At 43.4% G+C, this 18,438-nt stretch carries 16 protein-coding genes; 10 read left to right on the top strand and 6 right to left on the bottom strand.

Annotated features, from left to right (window positions below):
- Window positions 1-7: 7 nt before the first annotated feature.
- Genes IGJ15_RS13970 through IGJ15_RS13960 form a run of 3 tightly spaced genes read left to right on the top strand, consistent with a single transcriptional unit; the run spans window position 8 to window position 2,449 of the window.
- Complete coding sequence (locus IGJ15_RS13970; protein ID WP_010748700.1) at window positions 8-1,399, top strand: PTS galactitol transporter subunit IIC; 1,392 nt, start codon at window positions 8-10, stop codon at window positions 1,397-1,399.
- A 28-nt stretch (window positions 1,400-1,427) separates the two neighbouring features.
- The gene (locus IGJ15_RS13965) at window positions 1,428-1,679 is read left to right on the top strand and encodes a hypothetical protein (protein ID WP_008376154.1); all 252 of its coding nucleotides are present in this window, start codon (window positions 1,428-1,430) and stop codon (window positions 1,677-1,679) included.
- A 17-nt stretch (window positions 1,680-1,696) separates the two neighbouring features.
- The gene (locus IGJ15_RS13960) at window positions 1,697-2,449 is read left to right on the top strand and encodes a class II aldolase/adducin family protein (RefSeq protein WP_010748701.1); all 753 of its coding nucleotides are present in this window, start codon (window positions 1,697-1,699) and stop codon (window positions 2,447-2,449) included.
- A gap of 267 nt (window positions 2,450-2,716) precedes the next feature.
- Here IGJ15_RS13960 and IGJ15_RS13955 read toward each other — a convergent pair whose 3' ends face one another.
- A complete protein-coding gene (locus IGJ15_RS13955; protein WP_010748508.1) occupies window positions 2,717-3,904 on the bottom strand; it encodes an IS110 family transposase in 1,188 nt (395 codons plus the stop codon).
- Window positions 3,905-4,220: 316 nt separating this feature from the next.
- On the opposite strand from IGJ15_RS13955, the gene IGJ15_RS13950 reads away from it, so the two are divergent.
- Window positions 4,221-4,511, top strand: a complete 291-nt coding sequence (locus IGJ15_RS13950) for a hypothetical protein (protein ID WP_010748703.1) — start codon at window positions 4,221-4,223, stop codon at window positions 4,509-4,511.
- A gap of 57 nt (window positions 4,512-4,568) precedes the next feature.
- On the opposite strand, the gene IGJ15_RS13945 is transcribed toward IGJ15_RS13950, so the two are convergent.
- The gene (locus IGJ15_RS13945) at window positions 4,569-5,429 is read right to left on the bottom strand and encodes an AAA family ATPase (RefSeq protein ID WP_010748704.1); all 861 of its coding nucleotides are present in this window, start codon (window positions 5,427-5,429) and stop codon (window positions 4,569-4,571) included.
- Window positions 5,430-5,740: 311 nt separating this feature from the next.
- Between IGJ15_RS13945 and IGJ15_RS13940 the strand changes: the two genes are divergently transcribed.
- Together IGJ15_RS13940 and IGJ15_RS13935 are read left to right on the top strand one after the other, a co-directional pair.
- On the top strand, window positions 5,741-6,118 hold the full coding sequence (locus IGJ15_RS13940; RefSeq protein WP_005227251.1) for a DUF1033 family protein: 378 nt from the start codon (window positions 5,741-5,743) through the stop codon (window positions 6,116-6,118).
- Complete coding sequence (locus IGJ15_RS13935) at window positions 6,051-8,123, top strand: DNA topoisomerase III (RefSeq protein WP_005232250.1); 2,073 nt, start codon at window positions 6,051-6,053, stop codon at window positions 8,121-8,123. The genes IGJ15_RS13940 and IGJ15_RS13935 overlap by 68 nt, the downstream gene beginning before the upstream one ends.
- An 81-nt stretch (window positions 8,124-8,204) precedes the next feature.
- Here the strand turns inward: IGJ15_RS13935 and IGJ15_RS13930 are convergent, their stop codons facing one another.
- The 3 genes from IGJ15_RS13930 to IGJ15_RS13920 are packed head-to-tail and all read right to left on the bottom strand — an operon-like array spanning window position 8,205 to window position 12,199.
- On the bottom strand, window positions 8,205-9,758 hold the full coding sequence (locus tag IGJ15_RS13930) for a response regulator (RefSeq protein WP_010748705.1): 1,554 nt from the start codon (window positions 9,756-9,758) through the stop codon (window positions 8,205-8,207).
- On the bottom strand, window positions 9,736-11,184 hold the full coding sequence (locus IGJ15_RS13925) for a sensor histidine kinase (RefSeq protein ID WP_010748706.1): 1,449 nt from the start codon (window positions 11,182-11,184) through the stop codon (window positions 9,736-9,738). The genes IGJ15_RS13930 and IGJ15_RS13925 overlap by 23 nt, the downstream gene beginning before the upstream one ends.
- A gap of 10 nt (window positions 11,185-11,194) precedes the next feature.
- A complete protein-coding gene (locus tag IGJ15_RS13920; protein WP_010748707.1) occupies window positions 11,195-12,199 on the bottom strand; it encodes an ABC transporter substrate-binding protein in 1,005 nt (334 codons plus the stop codon).
- Window positions 12,200-12,431: 232 nt separating this feature from the next.
- Between IGJ15_RS13920 and chvE the strand changes: the two genes are divergently transcribed.
- The 4 genes from chvE to IGJ15_RS13900 all read left to right on the top strand — a co-directional run bounded on the left by chvE (window position 12,432) and on the right by IGJ15_RS13900 (window position 16,754).
- Complete coding sequence (chvE, locus tag IGJ15_RS13915) at window positions 12,432-13,532, top strand: multiple monosaccharide ABC transporter substrate-binding protein (protein WP_005231478.1); 1,101 nt, start codon at window positions 12,432-12,434, stop codon at window positions 13,530-13,532.
- Between the two features lie 146 nt (window positions 13,533-13,678).
- Entirely contained in the window at window positions 13,679-15,208 is a 1,530-nt protein-coding gene (gene mmsA, locus IGJ15_RS13910; RefSeq protein WP_005231476.1) for a multiple monosaccharide ABC transporter ATP-binding protein, read from the top strand.
- 1 nt (window position 15,209) lies between these two features.
- Window positions 15,210-16,406 carry a multiple monosaccharide ABC transporter permease gene (gene mmsB, locus IGJ15_RS13905; RefSeq protein ID WP_005227258.1) on the top strand — a complete coding sequence of 399 codons (1,197 nt, stop codon included), beginning with the start codon at window positions 15,210-15,212 and terminating at the stop codon, window positions 16,404-16,406.
- Between the two features lie 12 nt (window positions 16,407-16,418).
- Window positions 16,419-16,754 (top strand): PTS sugar transporter subunit IIB, encoded by a 336-nt coding sequence (locus tag IGJ15_RS13900; RefSeq protein WP_010748708.1) that lies wholly within the window; start codon window positions 16,419-16,421, stop codon window positions 16,752-16,754.
- Between the two features lie 512 nt (window positions 16,755-17,266).
- Here IGJ15_RS13900 and IGJ15_RS13895 read toward each other — a convergent pair.
- The gene (locus IGJ15_RS13895; protein ID WP_005227260.1) at window positions 17,267-18,376 is read right to left on the bottom strand and encodes an ABC transporter ATP-binding protein; all 1,110 of its coding nucleotides are present in this window, start codon (window positions 18,374-18,376) and stop codon (window positions 17,267-17,269) included.
- Window positions 18,377-18,438 lie beyond the last annotated feature (62 nt).

Raw genomic sequence — 18,438 nt, 5'->3', positions numbered from 1 at the left:
GAAAAAAATGCAAGTATTTCAAGACATTATCAATTATATTTTAGGTTTAGGTTCCGCTATTTTTGTGCCGCTAATCATTTTAATCCTAGGCTTGGTTGCAGGGATGAAATTCAAAAAAGCCTTTATGTCTGCGATCACGTTAGGTATTGCTTTTACTGGGATGTCGATGGTCATCGGCTTTATGTCAAATGCAGTTAGTCCAGCTTCCGAAGCATTGGCGAAAAATACTGGCTTGAACTTGCCTGCGCTAGATTTAGGTTGGACAGGAGCAGCAAGTATCACCTGGTCATGGTCTTATGCATTTGTTTTCTTTGCCGTCGTTCTTGGTGTGAATTTTGTCATGTTGATTTTGAACTGGACCAAGACGTTGAATGTTGATATGTGGAATGTATGGGGCAAAGCGCTGACTGCCTATCTAGTCTACTTTATCAGTGGGAGTTTACTTGCTGGGTTTATCACCGCCGTCGTACAGGTTATCTTGGAACTTAAGATGGGGGATATGTTCCAACGCCACATTGAGGACTTGACTGGTATTCCTTTAGTAACAGTGACCCACTTGATGAATATTTCAGCAGTACTTTTACTACCAATCAATGTGATTATGGATAAAATTCCTTTCTTTAATCGACGTGCCGATACCAAAGCCTTAAAAAAGAAAATCGGCATCTTCTCTGAAAATTCGGTGATGGGCTTTCTCATAGGCTTAGGCTTGGGGTTAGCCGCAGCCTATGGCGTGTCAGGTTCATTGAATTTAGCTATTCAAATCGCGACGGCAATGGCTTTGTTCCCAATGATCTCAAAAATGTTTATGCAGTCCCTTTCACCACTTGCTGATGCAATGTCGGAAATGATGAAAAAACGCTTTAAAGATCGGGAAGTTTACATTGGGTTAGATTGGCCTGTATTAGCTGGTCGCTCTGAGATTTGGGTCACTGCTATCTTGTTGGTACCTGTATTTATTGGCTATGCCATCATCTTGCCAGGAAATGCTGTGTTGCCTTTAGCAGGAATCATTAACTATTCGATCGCAGTAGGTGGATTATTGCTTACCGGCGGAAACTTGGTTCGTATGCTGATCATGGGGGTTATTTCGATGCCAATCTATCTATATGCAGCTACGTATTTGACGCCGATCTTAACGGGCTTAGCAGATCGAACCGGCGCAGTAGAAGGAATACAAAAAGGGCAGCAAATCACTTGGTCTTCGATCGAAGGACCAGAATTTCGAATTTTATTTGCAGAAGCGTTTAAAGGAAATATCTTGGGTATCGTCGGTTCCGTTGTGTTTATCGCAATGTTTGTCTGGTTGTATAAATATATGAGTAAGGTAAAGGTACCAAGTCAAAGATATGAAGAACAAGGGACCCAATCGACGCAAGTGCGTGCGACGAATGGCTAATATTTTCAAAAAGGAAAGGGCGACAGGAATGGGAAAGAGCGAAAAAATAAAATGGCAATTGCTTCTTTTTCTAGCAATTGGCTGCTATCTCTTAGCTTTGGTGACACAACAGTACCTATTTAATGTCGTAGCGATTGGTCTAGCAGTCTGTGTGTATAAATATGGCAGTCCAGTACTTTTTAAAGAATATGATGAACGGAAAAAGAAAAAAGAGGAAGAAGCAGCAAAAGTAAGAGAAGCTGTTCAAACAATCTTACGCAACAAAACGTTTGAAAAATAAAAAAGGTGGTCTTGAATATGTCAGATGGACGGATGATTTTTGAAAGAGAACGGGAAGATTTAGCACGAATCGTAAAATTGATTTTTACCAGGAAGAATACAAATGTTGCAGGCGGTAATTTTTCTTTTAAAACAACCGATGAAACTGGAAAAGAATACATTATTATGACACCAACTATGATGTCAGAAGCCTATTTAGGAGAAGTCTCACCAGCCCAGATTTTAGTCGTTGAGCCTCATACGAGAAAGGTGATTGATGGGGTAGGACAGCTGACACGAGAAATCAACTTACACGAAGCGGTTTATGATACGAATCCAGCGATAAAAGCAGTCTTACATGCCCATTCTCCTCACTCAATGTTTTGGGCAACCGCCGGATTGGATATGCCTAACTTAACGGAAGCGACCCAAAAAATTGGCTATATTCCTGTACTAGACTTTGAACCTAATTGCTCACCAGAATTAGCAGAATTAGTTTCTGATTATATGAAAAAAGAACAACTTGCCTTACCGAATATGTTACTCCTCAACAGTCATGGGGTACTGATCAGTGCGCCAGGAGCATCTGGCATCGAAGCAATCCATAAAGCTTTGCAAATACTAGATACCACGGAATGGAATGCGGAAATTGCCTATAAGCAAACGATTTTCCAATCTTTAGGCTTGTTAGATGGTTTTTACTCCAAAGGGAGACAAGTAGGAACCCTTGAAGACTTGAAAAAACATACACCGATTTATAATAAAGAAGAAATTTTTGCTGGTGGTGATTAGCCAGCAAGTAATCATCTTTTTCGATTGATAAAAATCCAAGAACATTCGTTTACGAGTTCTTGGATTTTATTTTTTTAGTCAAATTATGCTATAATTTAGGTAGAAAATGAATTTTTTTGATGCATTGGCATTTTTAAAAGAAAGACTAACTATATAGAGTCAAGTGAAAATTAGCTAAATCAAAAAAATATTTTATAACAGTTAAGTCCAAAAAATGAGTACAACAAATAGACCTTTCACTATTAGATTTTTTTGATTGTTCAATAGCTAATCGGAAACAATCTTATAAGGTTCATTTTTAGTTAAAATAGCATGAATCACATAACAAAGCTTACGAGAAACAGCACCTAAGGCCGTCAGATGATGCTTTCCCTCAGAAATTTTTTTCTGATAAAACGCGCGAAAAACAGGATCACATTGAGAAGCAACTAGAGCAGCTGAAAACAAGGCTTTTCGTAAGTATGGAGATCCACGCTTGCTCATAACATTATGTGTTGCTTCGTATTGCCCAGATTGGGACACAGACGCGTCTATGCCAGCATAAGCAACCAGTTTTTTCGGATTAGAAAATTTGCGAATGTCTCCAATTTCACCAAGAATTGTCGCGCCATTTATAGGGCCGATTCCAGGGATTGTGAGAATAACAGAGTCTAAATTACTCATTATGCGCTTAATTTCTTTTTCAGTTTCTTTTACTTGGCTTTCGATGAATTTCAATTGTTCAATCATGGAGCGTAATTGAAATGTAAAAGCTTCTTGAGCAAATTTCACTCCAAAGGAGTTAGAAGCTGCTTGCTTCAATTGATCTGCTTTCTCTGGCTTTATTCGGTTCCTGCTTAACTCAGCTAAGTATTGAGCCAACGTTTCTGCCGAAATTTCTTCTAGCTCTATAGGAGAACTAAACTCAAGCAATAACTCTTTAGACGCTTTTCCGAAAATACCTTGTTTAGAAAAAATTGATGCATATTCAGGAAACACTTGATCTAGTACAGCTATGATTTTTCGTTTGAAGTCGCTTGCGGTACCTACTAAATAGGTTCGGTAACGTGAAAGTTGTTTTAACGAAAAAACATTTTCATCAGACAATACTGTTTCTACAAAGGAACCATAACGCATCAAGTCAGCAATCAAAACAGAATCAATAATATCATTTTTTCGTTTTCTGATTTCTGTTCCTTTGCGCCAGCCATCGGTTTGAAGAGGATTCACAACGTGAATCAAAAAGTCTGATTCGTGGAGGTATGAAAAGATGGAGAGCCAATAATGACCCGTAGCTTCCATTCCGACAATAAAGTCAGCGGGAGTCTCTGAATATTTTGAAAGCCGCTCAATCAGGGAATCAGCTCCTTCAGTAGTGTTAGGGAAAGAAAAACCTTTTAGGATCACTTTACCTTCTTCACTCATTAAAGAAGCCACGTGAGTTCGCTTGCCGATATCAATTCCTAAGAAGTACATACATTTGACCTTTCTAAAAAAATATTTTGGATTGAAACCCGCTCAACTGAAAAGCGTCACTACCTTGTACGAGATACGGAGTAAAGCAAAAACTTTCAACATCTAACTCATACGTAATCCACTTATCAGAGAGAGGTGCCAGTCTTTCGATTACGAGCTTCAAAACTCAAGGAGGCAACGGCATAGCCTCTCAATCCAATAAATATATTATCTCAAAATGAATGAGTTAATACCAAATTAAAATAACGATGGTTCATAGGGTTATCCAATCAAAACCGGAAGGTTAAAACCCTAACTCTAATATACAAGGAGGAGCATGAATCGTACCAAAGCCAATCTCATGAAATCGGGGTTTGTCGTTAGTGTCGTAGGGGTGGTGATGCTTCATCAGGCTCAGGTCGTTTCAAGCCAAATCAACCATCTTGCCTTAGCCGTACTATTGGGTTTAGCCGGGTATTTGCTTGTTTTTAAAAAGTTCTACTTTTTGTCCTCTCAAATTGCGGGGCATTCCGATCAGTATAATCAAGCAGAAGTCAAGTGGGGCAAGATTGCGGGAGTTATCGCCTTCTTTATTGCTCTGATCAATTTGATTTTGGTCTTTGTGTGAGTGTGGCGGAAAAAAAGCCGCCAAAAGAAATCTTTGACGGAAACTGGGTTGCTTGGCTCATGATCGATCATCAAATTCGGCTTGGTGTGCTTGAAAAAAGCGGTAATACTGCTGGACACTAGCTAACTGGGTCCACTTCCGAACATCGACGGGCGTTTGATCCAAATCATAGATTTTGGCTTCCTTTAAAGACAAAACGAAAGGACTATGGGTAGCAATAATGAACTGACACTGTTCATAGCGAACAAAATCTTCCAGTAACTGCACCAGTTCCAGCTGACGCTCAGCAGAAAGAGAATTTTCTGGTTCATCTAATAAGTAAAGGCTGTTGGGACGAATCTTTTCTTGAAAGAAGCGAAAGGCACTTTCACCATTGGAATATTCTCGGACATTGTCGATCAAGTGCTTACGGGTGAATTTGGACTGTGTGTTAGATTGTGCAAGATTGATTTTCTTCAATTCATGGTAATCGTCAAAACCCGTGAAACGAAAGTCTGCATACTTTGCTTGGTAGTATTCTTGGAATACTTCTTCTCGGCGATGATCGATCCCTTGATTCAAGTTTCGAATAGCCAGCATGTAATCAAAGACATCATCGCTGGTCAAAAGTACTTTTTCTTGCGGTTCGTCGATGCTGCCAGTAGTACAGTAGGCTAAGTAGTCCTCGAAAAAATTCGAGCGATTATACGCAGCAAAGCGCTGCGCGTGGATCTTTTCGGCAATCACGTTCAATGCGGTGGTTTTGCCAGAACCATTGCCGCCATATAAGATCGTGACCGGTTCAAAATCGATCTGCTGAAAAAGGCGGGCACTGAGAATCTGAAAAGGGTAGTAAGAATCATAAACGGTTCGTTTGATGGAAAGGAAAAAATCAAACTCGGTCTCTTGATCGGGAAAAGTGATTTGTTCGAGATACATGGGGCACCTCCTGGCAATTTCGTGGTTGTCATTATTGTAGCATATCCATCGCAGACAAATTTTTTTTACGAGGTTAAAATAAATCTTGTTTGATATTTTTTTAATCTTTTGATGTTATATTCACAATAGGAAACATCTATGCTAGACTATAGGGGCATAGAAATGATGTAATCTTAAACAACCGATAAATCGTACAAAAAAACGAGGGTTTAATGAATTTTTAAAGCAATGTTTAAATGCTGAAACTTATTCCTTGCAAGTTTAAGTAAAAGTGACTAATATGAGGAAGGAATCGTGAAAGGAGCAATGGAATGTATCAAGTAGTAGTCATGTATGGGGACAATGAACCGTGGTGGTTTTTTGAGGGATGGCAGTCAGATATTCAAGAGGCGTTCACATTTGCAACTTTCAGCGAGGCGCAGTCATTTTATGAACAAAAATGGCAAGAAATCAGAGAAGAGTATTCGTACATAAATGCAAAATCAAACTTTATGACGGCTTTTTGGAATGAAGAAGACGAACGCTGGTGCGAAGAATGCGACGATTACCTCCAACAATATATTGGACTGGCATTGCTTAAAGAATATCAGCAAGTCGTCGATGAAAGCAGGAAAGATTTTTATGAAACAACTAATTCTAGCGGAAAAGCCAAGCGTTGCCAAAGACCTCAGCAAAGTTTTGGGCTGTGAGCAAAAACATAAAAATTATTACGAAGGACCCAAGGCGATCGTTACTTGGGCCCTTGGTCATTTATTGGGCTTGAAAATGCCTGAAGATTTAAACAAAGAGTGGGCATCATGGCAGATGGAAACGTTACCGATGATTCCTAAGTCCATCGGGATCAAACCGTTACCAAAAACCGGTCATCAACTAAAAGCCATCAAACAACTGGCTCAAAGAAAAGATGTCGGGGAAGTCGTGATCGCTACCGATGCGGGAAGAGAAGGGGAGCTAGTCGCTCGCTGGATTTTGGAGTGGGTTCGTTTTGACAAACCAGTCAAACGTTTGTGGATTTCTTCGCAAACCCCTAAAGCCATCAAAGAAGGCTTTGCAAAATTGCAGTCAGCCAAGCACTACGACAATCTTTACTACTCCGCCCTTGCGCGGGCAAAAGCCGACTGGCTGGTAGGATTGAATGTCACGCGGGCATTGACGGTCAAATATCAAGACAATCTTAGTGCGGGTCGGGTCCAAACCCCTACCTTAGCTTTGGTGCGCAGTCAGGAAATGCAGATCGAGAGTTTCCGTCCGCAAACCTATCATGTGATTACCCTAAACGTAGGCGATGCCAAGGCCCGCCTGCAGCAAAAAAATCCCTATCAACTAAAAGAACGCAGCGACGCCGAAGCATTGGTCAAGCAAATGAGTCAACAAAATGGTCGCGTGACAGCGATCGAAGAGAAGGTCAAAACAGAAAGCGCGCCATTGCCTTATGATTTGACCGAGATCCAACGAGAAGCCAATCAGCGTTATGGGTTTTCAGCCAAGAAGACCTTGTCGCTTGTTCAAAGCTTGTATGAAACCCATAAAATCGTCACTTACCCAAGGACGGATTCCAAGTATTTGACCAATGATATGAAGGCAACCATGAAGGAACGCCTGCAGGCAGTTGCGGATTTTGCCCCAGAAGTCAAAGGATACTTGAAAAATGGCGGACAAGTGGTGCAGCAAGCTGTCTTCAATGATAAAAAAGTCACCGATCACCATGCCTTATTGCCAACGGAACAGCGGGCGCGTTATGAAAAATTAACTACCGATGAACAACGGATCTATCAAATGATCGTTAGTCGTTTCTTAATGCTCTTTGCGAAACCCCATAAAAAGCAGCAGCAGAAAGTGACCGTGACCTTTGGTTCAGAAACCTTTGTATTCAACCGCAATACCGTGTTAGAAGCGGGATGGAAAACGACTTCTGAAGAAGAAACCAGTGACATAGCTTGGCAAAAAGGCAGTACCGTCAAGCCTGAGTTCACCATCCAAAAAGAGTTGACCACACCACCGAAACCGTTGAATGAAGGAACTCTTTTAGGTAAAATGGAAAAACATAGTCTCGGTACGCCGGCAACCCGTGCGGAGATCATTGAAAAGCTGATCAAATCTGAGCTGATGGAGCGGACCCCAAGCGGCTTACAAGTATCGCCAAAAGGCAAGCAGCTGTTAGTCTTAGTCAATCCATCCTTGGTGACACCAGAATTGACGGAAAAATGGGAGAAGGAACTGGAAGCCATTGCGAAAGGCACCTATTCTGCCCAAACCTTCCTTGCACAAATCGAAGCAGACACAAAACAACTGGTCAAAGAAATCAAGCAAAGCGAAAGCAAGTACCAAGATTTCTCATTGACCCAAAAACGTTGTCCCGAATGCGGTGAACCCTTGCGGGAGAAAAATACCCGTGATGGCAAGATCTATGTTTGCTCCAGTGGCACCTGCAAGTACCGTCGTCGGAAAGACCCGAAAGTTTCAAACCGACGCTGCCCGCAATGCCACCGAAAGATGGAGATCATTGAAGGCAAAAACGGCGCCTATTTCCGCTGTAAATTCGATGGGACCACCGAAAAAATGGCGGATAAAAAGGAACGCAGCAAAAAGCTGTCGAAACACGAAGAACGCCGCTTGATGAACAAAATCAATCAAGAAGAACCGCAAGAAAGCCCATTAGCAGCTGCTTTAAAAGCTGCTATGGAGAAGAAATAACTGCATGAGGTAGAAAATGAAAAAGAGTGAGGACGATTTTGCTGTCCCTCACTCTTTTTTTGCATCCATTCATTCACTCATCTAGGCATTTTTTTGACGGTATTCTTTCGGTGAGATTTTTTCTTTCTTCTTGAACAAAAAGGAAAAATAATTTGGGTCATTGTAGCCAACATCAAAGGCGATCTCAGATAGCCGTAGATTGGTCGTTAACAGCAGTTCCTTAGCTAAGGTCAACCGTTGCTCGGTCAAGTATTCGATAAACGTAGAATCAGTGGCTTGCGAGAAGATGGTGCTGAAATGTGCTGGACTCAAATGAACTTTTTCAGCAACTACATTTAAGGAAATATTGGGATCAGAAAAGTGCTCACTAATAAAGGCTTTGGCTTGATTGATGACGCTTTGATATTTCGCCATTGCAGGATTGATGGGTTGTTTGGTTAATAATGGCAACAGTTCTGCCAGAGTCGTTTGATAGTTCTCTGGCTCATGGGTCAATGCCGCTAGATAGTCTAAGTCATGGGCGTGTTGAACGATCTGGGGCAACGAATGACTGTCTCTTTTCTTCAACAATGCCAGCAGTTCGACTAAGACGAACAAACGGTACATTTGCGTTCGCTCAACGGTTCCTTGAGGCGCCATCAATTCAGCGATCAGCTCAGGGATCGTCTGTTTCCCAGCATTTGCCAGCCGTGAAGCAAGGTCGGTTTTGAAAGGATTGGTGGGGGATAGTTCCCCTTCGCGAATGTCGTCTTCATAGCTGATGATTTTTTCCTTGCGGATGCTACCATAGGTTTTTAGCATGTCACGAGCTTTCTGATAAGAAAGAGAGATACCCGAGAAGCGATCTGCTACCGGTCCGATCGCCACTGCTACTTCTTCCCCAGAACCATGAACGAGGCTTTGAGCGATCTGATAGGCTTTTTCTAAAACTTGTTCTCGGTCATGGTCAAAAAGCAAAAACTTGATGAAGCGGCTGGACACACTGGAGAACAAGACGGCATCATCTTGTTCATAGGCTTTGGTCAGCTGCTGGCTAAAGCGAGTGTAGTCAGAAAAGCTTTGATTGAAGGGGGTTTTTGCTAATAGCACACAAAACTGTTTGCCTGAAAAGCGCCGGCCCAGTTCTTCTGCTTGCAAAAAGGCTTCTGAGATCGTGATCTTTTGTTTAAAGAGGTGATTCAGAAAGTGATTCTTTTTGATTTCCATTTCGAATAAATCGTCTTCTTTGGATAATTGCTGATGAGTGGCTTGTTGTTCATCTAAGTGTTGAACGACGGTTTTGATGGCTTGTTCTAATTCTTCGTTTTTGATGGGCTTGAGCAAGTAATCGTCTGCTTGCAGCTGCAGTGCCGTTTTTGCATAGTCAAAATCATCAAAGCCGCTAACGAAAATAATGCGAACTTGCGGCAATAATTTCTTGGCTTCTTTCGCAAAGACCAAGCCGTCCATAAACGGCATTTTGATATCACTGATAATAATATCAGGACGCAGATCAAGGATCGAAGCCAGCGCCAATTCGCCATCTGCGGCTTCATCGCTATAAACGATCGGGTATTGTTTGGCAAGAGTCATGATTTGGTGGCGCAAACTATCGCGAATCAGATGTTCATCTTCAACTATGAACACTTTGTACATGGTTGGGTTCCTCCCTTTTTGGTACTGTGACGTTAATCGTGGTGCCTTCTTGGTATTGACTGTGGATCGTCAGTTGCGCTTCGCTGCCGTAGTTCAGCTGGAGACGGCGATAGACGTTATATAGGCCATAGCCGCTCTCAGAGGCGGGATCAGTGGTTTCTTTAAGGTTACGACGAATCTCCTGCAAACGCTCAGGGTCGATCCCAACGCCGTTGTCACTGATGGTCATTTGAATCTGGTGAGGCAATTCTGACACTGTGATTCGAATCATGCCGACACGACGGACAAACTTGGTGCCATGATATACGGCGTTTTCAACAAGGGGCTGCAGGACCATTTTCAAAACCTGTAGTTCTGGACTGACGGTTTGATCTTCAATGGTGTAAGACAGCATCCTGCCATAGCGGATCTGCAAAATCTTCAAGTAATCGTCCACATGCCGCAATTCTTTTTCCAGCGGAATCCAGTCTTGCCCTTTGCTTAAGGAGATGCGGAAAAAATCTGACAGCGCATAAGTCATTTCGGTTGCTTGCTCGTAACGGGCAGCTTCGATCAAAGAAACGATCGCATCTAAACTATTATAGATGAAATGTGGAGTGATCTGGGCTTGTAAGACCCGCACCTCACTTTGGGCTAAGTGATACTGCTTCAAGGCATTTTCTTCCAAGAGCCGAGTCAAGTCATCTGCCATTCGATTCAAGCTACTCGTCAGAGTCCGCAGCTCTGGGGTTTCGGGCAGTTCTGCTCGGTAGCTCAAATGTCCTTGGGATAGTTCATTGGAAAGGTCTAACAACCGATCCAGCGGGTATTGCAGATTATCTCGAACAAAGCGGCGGTTTTTATTGATGATCGCAAAGATGATCAAAAGTAACACGACTTGAAAAAGGATCAGCAGCAACACGGATTGGACCAGTTCGTGATTGGTTTGGCTGGCTAAGCTGATCTCTACTCCGACAAACTGCTGCAAAATATCGGATAGCAAATCGATCACCGAATCCACTTGGATCATGACGTATTGGTTTTGTTCCACCGGTTCATCGTTGAGAATATTATCGATCAACTGTTGCTGATAGGTTTCTAAAGAATCGAGCGTCCGAAAGGCGACTGCTAAAATATTGAGTTCTTTGGCAGTGCTGGTATTTTCTTGAATGTGCTGCAGATCGCTCCTTAGTTCATCGATCACATTGGTTTCTTGAACTTGTGCGACGGTTTTTTGACCAAAGACTAAATCCCACATTTCTTCCAAGACAATGGCATCGACTTTTTCCGATAATTGATTGGCTTCTTCAATATTGTTGATGGTGTTTTGGTAAATAAAAATCTGCCGCGAGTAAAAGACACTGCTTACTACGAGGGGGATAAAGGCGACGAGGATCATCAGTTTGTTGGTCTGCTGGAAGATGCCCTTGATACTTTTTGTTTTCATCTTCATCTCCTCAATAATTTCTCGGTGGAATCTGATCAAAGTCCATATCACTGGAAAAAACTGTTTCATGGACATAGATTTCACGAGGAATGGCATCGGCGCCGCGAGCCAAGTAGCGCGAGATGGCATTTTTGACGAACACACCAGCATCTGGGTTGCATTCAACGACACAATTGACGATCCCTTGCTTCAATTTGTCGATCATTTCTTTTTGGGCATCGATCGATACGATCACCAAATCCTTCCCTGGCTCAATATCGGTTTTTTCGAGGGCTTCAAGAGCGCCAAGAGTCATCTCGTCATTGTGACTGAACAAGGCATCGATCTGCTCCATTTTGCCTTCTGCGATGTATTGTTCAATGACTTCTTTGCCTTTGCGGCGAATGAAGTCACCATTTAGCTCATCTTTGACTTGGATCGTTACATTGTTGTGGGCATAATCACGCTTGATGGTTTCTCGGAACCCTTCTGAGCGCAAATACGTCGGAGAAGTAGCATCCAGTCCCGTCAATTCTAAAACATTGATCGTTTCATTTTGATGTTCTTTATAATAATTGCTGACGTAGAGACCTGCACGATTGCCCTCGGCTTTGAAGCTTGGCCCGATATGAGTCAGAAACAAGGAGGGATCGCTGACGTTGACATGACGGTCCACCACGAAAACGGGAATCCCCGCTTGCGCAGCTTCTTCCAAAATCGGTTCCCAATTGTTTTCCTGAATCGGGGTAAAGACGATGGCATCGACTTGATACACGATAAAACTGCGGATATCTTGAATCTGACGTTCTTGATTCATATAGCCGTTACGATAGAGCACTTCATAGCCTTCCTTCTCTAATTCAGTGCGAATCGATTCGGTGTGGCGCTTGCGCCAGCTGCTTTCTGTTCCCGATTGAGAAAAACCGATCACGATACTTTCTTCCGATGTTTCAGCGGTCGTTTCTTTGACTGCTTGGCAACCAGCCAAGAAAGACAAACACAAACAAAGGAGTAACCCAATTTTTATATTCCTCATTTTTTTCACCTCTATGGTCTATTCTACTAAAAAATACGGAAGCGCTTTACACAAAATATCAAATCAAATAAAAACCAAGGGAATCTTAAAAAATCCAAGATTACGAAAAGAAATGGGGGCAACTGAGTCGTTTTTTCTCAAGAAATCCAAGAAACCTCGAAAAAATCTAAATGTAAGCGATTCCTTAACTGGCTATACTGAGAATGTAAGAAAAAGACATGGAGGGATCACAATGAAAGGTACTTTTGGTAAATTGGTCGTCCTAGCATCCACCTTATTGGTTGGCGGATTGTTAGCAGCTTGTGGGAATGGATCAGACAGCGGGGCAAACGGTGACGGAGACAAAGGATTTGTTGGGATCGCGATGCCGACCAAATCGGCAGAACGGTGGATCGCAGATGGCGACAACATGGTAGAAGAATTAGAGAAGCTCGGCTATAAAACTGACCTGCAATATGGAGAAGACAAAGTAGAAAACCAAGTGGCACAAATTGAGAATATGATCACCAAAGGCGTTGATACTTTAGTGATCGCCTCGATCGATGGTTCGGCACTGACAGACGTGTTGGAAAAAGCCCATAACGAAGATATCACAGTCATCGCCTATGACCGTTTACTGATGAACTCGGAATACGTCGATTATTATGCCACCTTTGATAATTTTGGAGTCGGCGTGCTGCAAGCGTCTTATATTGAAGACAAATTGGGTCTCAAAGACGGTGAAGGACCATTTAACATTGAATTATTCGGCGGCTCTCCAGATGATAACAATGCACTGATCAATTATAATGGGGTCCTTTCGGTCTTCCAACAATACTTTGACAGCGGACAGCTAGTCGTTCCTTCTGGTCAAACCAACTTCAACCAAATCGCTACTTTGCGTTGGGATGGTTCAACTGCGCAAGCTCGGATGGACAACTTGTTGAGTGCCAACTATACGGATCAAACATTGGATGCCGTTCTTTCACCTTATGATCCAATCAGCCTAGGAATCATTTCATCGCTTAAAGGCGTTGGCTATGGTTCTTCCGATAAACCACTACCTGTGATTACCGGTCAAGATGCGACGGTGGCAGGGGTGAAATCGATCATCGCGGGCGAACAGACCCAAACGATTTTCAAAGATACACGGGTGTTGGCGAAAAACACGATCGAAATGATCGAAGCCATCACCAATGGCGAGGAAGTGCCAGTCAACGATACGGAAACCTATGACAATGGCGTCAAAGTCGTACCAACCTACTTGTCAAATCCCGTTTCTGTGGATAGCGACAACTACAAAGAAGAACTGATCGATACCGATTACTATACAGAAGAAGAGCTAGGCATTTAAGCAAGAAGCGCTGATCCAGCGAGAAAAGATACTAGTTTCCCCGAAAGCAGTAGGGAAGAACGAATCATCCCCAATATTCGTTCTTTCCGCTTTTCTTACAAAGGCAGCGCACCACTTTTACATAAAAAGGAAAAGGGTGAAAGAACATGGCAGATAATATTTTGATGATGAAAGGCATCGTCAAAGAGTTTTCAGGGGTTCGCGCCCTTGATAACGTCAACCTCTCGATCGAGCGAGGAGAGATCCACGCACTGTGTGGAGAAAATGGCGCTGGCAAGTCCACGCTGATGAATGTCTTAAGCGGACTCTATCCTTACGGCAGCTATGACGGAGAGATCTATTATGAAGGGGAGTTATGCAAGTTCAAAGATTTGCGAGACAGTGAGGACAAAGGAATCGTTATTATTCATCAAGAGTTAGCATTAAGTCCTTACCTGTCGATCAAAGAAAATATCTTTCTAGGAAACGAACAAGCCAAACACGGCATCATTGATTGGGATCTGACCGAAAAGAAAACAGACAACCTCTTAAAGATTGTTGGCTTGAAATTAGACCCGAATACGCTGGTTTCACAAATCGGTGTCGGGCATCAACAGCTGGTGGAAATTGCCAAAGCATTTTCAAAATCCGTCCGATTGTTGATTTTAGATGAGCCAACCGCGGCGTTGAATGAAGAAGAAAGTGCCAATCTGTTAGAGCTGATCAAAGAGTTCCGCAACCAAGGGATCACCTCGATCATCATCTCCCACAAGTTGAATGAAATCGTCAATGTGGCGGATCGCATCACGATTTTACGTGACGGGCAAACGATCGAGACGCTGAGTGGTGCCGAAATCTCTGAAGAGCGCATCATTCGCGGCATGGTTGGCCGAGATTTGACCAATCGCTACCCAGAGCGGAACCCCACTATTGGTGAACCGTTTTTTGAAGTCAAAAATTGGACGGTCCATCATCCAATCGACCATACCCGTGTGGTGAATGAGAATTTGAACTTGATGATCCGCAAAGGAGAGATCATCGGCATCGCCGGTTTGATGGGTGCGGGACGGACAGAGTTTGCCATGAGTGTCTTCGGTCATTCCTACGGCAGTTCGATTTCGGGGGAAGTCTATAAAGACGGCCAACCGATTTCTGTCAAAGACGTGCCAACCGCCATCAAAAATGGGTTAGCCTATGTGTCGGAAGATCGAAAAGCGCTGGGTTTGAATCTGCTGATGGATATTCGCGAGAATACCACCATTGCTAGTCTTGCCAAAATCAGCCGCCAAGGGGTCATCGATAAAGAAAAAGAAGTCACGATGGCTGAAGAATTCCGCAAAAAAATGCGGACGAAAACCAATTCGATCTATCAAAACGTCGGCAGCTTGAGCGGCGGGAATCAGCAAAAAGTCGTTTTGGCAAAATGGCTGATGACCACACCAGACATCTTATTTTTAGATGAACCGACCCGTGGGATCGATGTCGGGGCGAAATACGAAATCTATACGATCATCGAAGAGATGGCAGCAGCTGGCAAAGCCATTTGCATCATCTCCTCGGAGCTGCCAGAACTATTAGGCATGTGTGACCGAATCTATACGATGAACGAAGGCCGCTTCACTGGCGAGGTCCTGCGGGAAGAGGCGGACCAAGAACGATTGATGAATCTAATGACATTAGAAGAGAGTGGGGTTTGAGATGGAAACAACCAATAAATTAAAAAAAGAACGCAGCCATTCGCTGAAAGAAAAGGCACTGGAAATCTTTAGCAAATACAGTATGATCATTATCTTAGCAGTGCTGCTGGTGGCCTTTCAGCTCATGACCGACGGGATTTTCTGGCGGCCGCTGAATATCACCAACCTCGTGTTGCAAAACAGTCATATTCTCGTTTTGGCAGCTGGTATGCTCTTGGTCGTCTTGTTAGGACACGTTGATTTATCCGTAGGGTCCGTGATGGCGTTTGTCGGTGCGATTGCAGGCGTCTTAATGGTCAATAACGGCATCAGTCCTTGGCTGGCAGTGCCTCTTTGCTTACTGATGGGCGCAGTGATCGGTGCCTGGCAAGGCTTCTGGGTCGCGTATGTCGGTATCCCAGCATTTATCGTGACCTTGTCTGGTTTACTGATGTTTCGAGGACTGACCCAAGTCGTCTTAGGTGGTCAATCATTGGCGCCGTTTCCCAAGGCATTCCAACAAATTTCTACTGGGTATTTGCCAGATATTGCAGGCGGTCAGATCCATTTACTTTCCATGATTTTAGGTGTAGTGATCACGGGCATCCTGATTTTAGGCCAATGGCGGACCCGTGAGCGTCGCAAAAAAAATCTTTTTGAAGTGGAATCAATGGCAGCATTTGCCTTTAAAGCCGTCTTTACTGCGGTCGTATTTCTCGGCGCTACCTATATCTTTGCCTCTTATCAAGGGTATCCGATCATTTTGATCGTCTTAGGGGTGATCGTGGCTGCTTATGGCTTTTTGACTAACAAAACCGTTGCTGGTCGTCAAATCTATGCAACCGGCGGCAACAAAAAAGCAGCCGAACTTTCTGGGATCAAGACGAAGAAAATCACCTTCTGGGTCTTCGTGAACATGGGGATGATGGCAGCTTTGGCGGGCTTGGTTTTAGCCGCTCGGTTGAACGCAGCCACCCCGCAAGCAGGAACGTCAATGGAATTAGATGCAATGGCCGCAGTGTATTTCGGCGGTGCTTCCACCTCAGGCGGTATTGGTACTGTGATGGGCGCGATCGTTGGTGGGCTCGTGATGGGTGTCTTAAACAATGGGATGTCGATCTTAGGAGTCGGTGTCGATTGGCAGCAAGCCATCAAAGGATTGATTTTGCTGCTGGCCGTCGTGTTGGATATCTACAATAAGAAAAAGAAAATATCGTAGGAGGGCCTGTTTATGGAGGAACAAGCACAAAAGACGATTTTATTGATTTGTACCGCAGGTATCACTACGGGTCTCTTAGTGAAAAATATGCAGCGAGCTGCAGATGAAAAAGGATTAGCCGTGCATATCTATTCGGCACCAGCCATCATTGCTGAACAGATCCTGCAGCAGCAGACTGTCGATGCCTTGCTGATCGGTCCGCAGTCGAAGTACGAAGTCAATCGATTGAAAGACTTTCTCATGGTCAAAGCGGTGCCTTATAAATTGATCAAAGAAACAGATTACGAGTTGTTAGATGGCGAAGCTGTCCTTGCAGACAGCCTGACCCTCTTGCAAAACGATCGCTAACCAGCAGCTTGGCAAAAAGCTAGGTGGTCAGCAGTTGAATAGGCTCCCCAGAGTAGTGCTTGTCATCCCCTACAAGCACTACTCTTTTTGTGGTGCTTTTTTGCCTACACTAGCCAAGAAAGCCCCTCTTAAGCAGCAATGCGTGGCAAGCCCGTTGGTTCGTTTTCTCGTGTTTAGGACATCGCATCATAGACAAACAAAAGAGAAGTTGAGGGGGAAGAGGACGAAGCTGACACCACGCGTATGTTGTCTAAAGGCAAGTGATGGGCGAGTGTTTCACGTACTTAAAGCATCGAGGCTGTGGGCGGTAGAAGGGGGGAAATGAGCTGCTTACACCGCTTCTGGTTTCTCGTTCGTAACTAAGCGTTTCGTAGGAAACACAACGAAACCCAAAAACAGACAGTCTGCTGACTGTCTGTTTTTAGGGGATACAAATAAGGAATAAAAGTGGATATTAGTTAAATGCGACTGCCTAGGGGGCAAATCCGAGAACAGTGCATGGTAACTACAAATTAAGGAAGTGTGATGACATTTTCTGAATCTTTGTCGAAGAAGTGTGCTTTGTTGATGTTGAAAGCCAAATCAACTGTTTCACCTGGACGGTGGAAGTCACGAGCATCAACTTTCGAGATAAATTCAGTCGCACCTACGCGTGTATAAAGCATCGTTTCTGCACCTAATAATTCAGATACGACTACTTCGGCACGTACAGTTGCTTCAGGAGAAGCTTCCAATGCGATTTGTTCACTGTGAATATCTTCTGGACGAATACCAAAGACTAATTGTTTGCCTTCGTACCCTTTTTCCACAAGAATCTTGTTCTTGCCTTCAGGAATACGTAAGTTCAAGCTTTGTCCATCAGAGATCATACCGTTTTTCAACGTAACATTGAAGAAGTTCATTGCTGGTGAACCGATAAAGCCGGCAACGAAAATGTTTTTCGGTGTGTTGTAGACTTCTTTTGGTGAACCGATTTGTTGAATGAAGCCATCTTTCATGATAACGATCCGGTCAGCCATGGTCATCGCTTCTGTTTGGTCATGGGTTACATAGATCGTCGTTGTTTCTAAACGTTGGTGTAATTTTGCGATTTCCGCACGCATGGCAACCCGCAATTTCGCATCTAAGTTTGACAACGGCTCATCCATCAAGAAGACTTTGGCATCACGGACGATGGCACGGCCTAGGGCAACCCGTTGACGCTGACCACCTGAAAGGGCAGCTGGTTTACGATCTAAGTATTCTGTCAATCCTAAGATCTCAGCGGCATTTTCTACCCGTTTTTTAATTTCTTCTTTGTCGTATTTACGCAATTTCAAACCAAATGCCATGTTGTTGAAAACAGTCATATGGGGATACAATGCGTAGTTCTGGAAAACCATCGCGATGTCGCGGTCTTTTGGTGCCACATCGTTCATTACTTTTCCACCGATGCTCAATTCGCCTTCAGAAATATCTTCTAAACCAGCGATCATTCGAAGCGTTGTTGATTTTCCGCAACCAGAAGGTCCAACGAAAACGATGAATTCGCGATCTGCGATATCTAAATTAAAATCAGTTACCGAATACGCATCATTATTATCATATTTTTTGTGGATATTTTTTAAGGCCATTTCTACCATTGGGATTACCTCTTTCCATTTAGTTTACATGAACATCATAAATGAAAACGCTTCGAAGGTGC

Source organism: Enterococcus sp. AZ079, from assembly GCF_050547255.1.
GTDB classification, from domain to species: Bacteria; Bacillota; Bacilli; order Lactobacillales; family Enterococcaceae; genus Enterococcus_D; species Enterococcus_D casseliflavus.
Note: the sequence above shows the minus strand (reverse complement) of the source record. Positions and strands in the feature narration are given on the sequence as shown.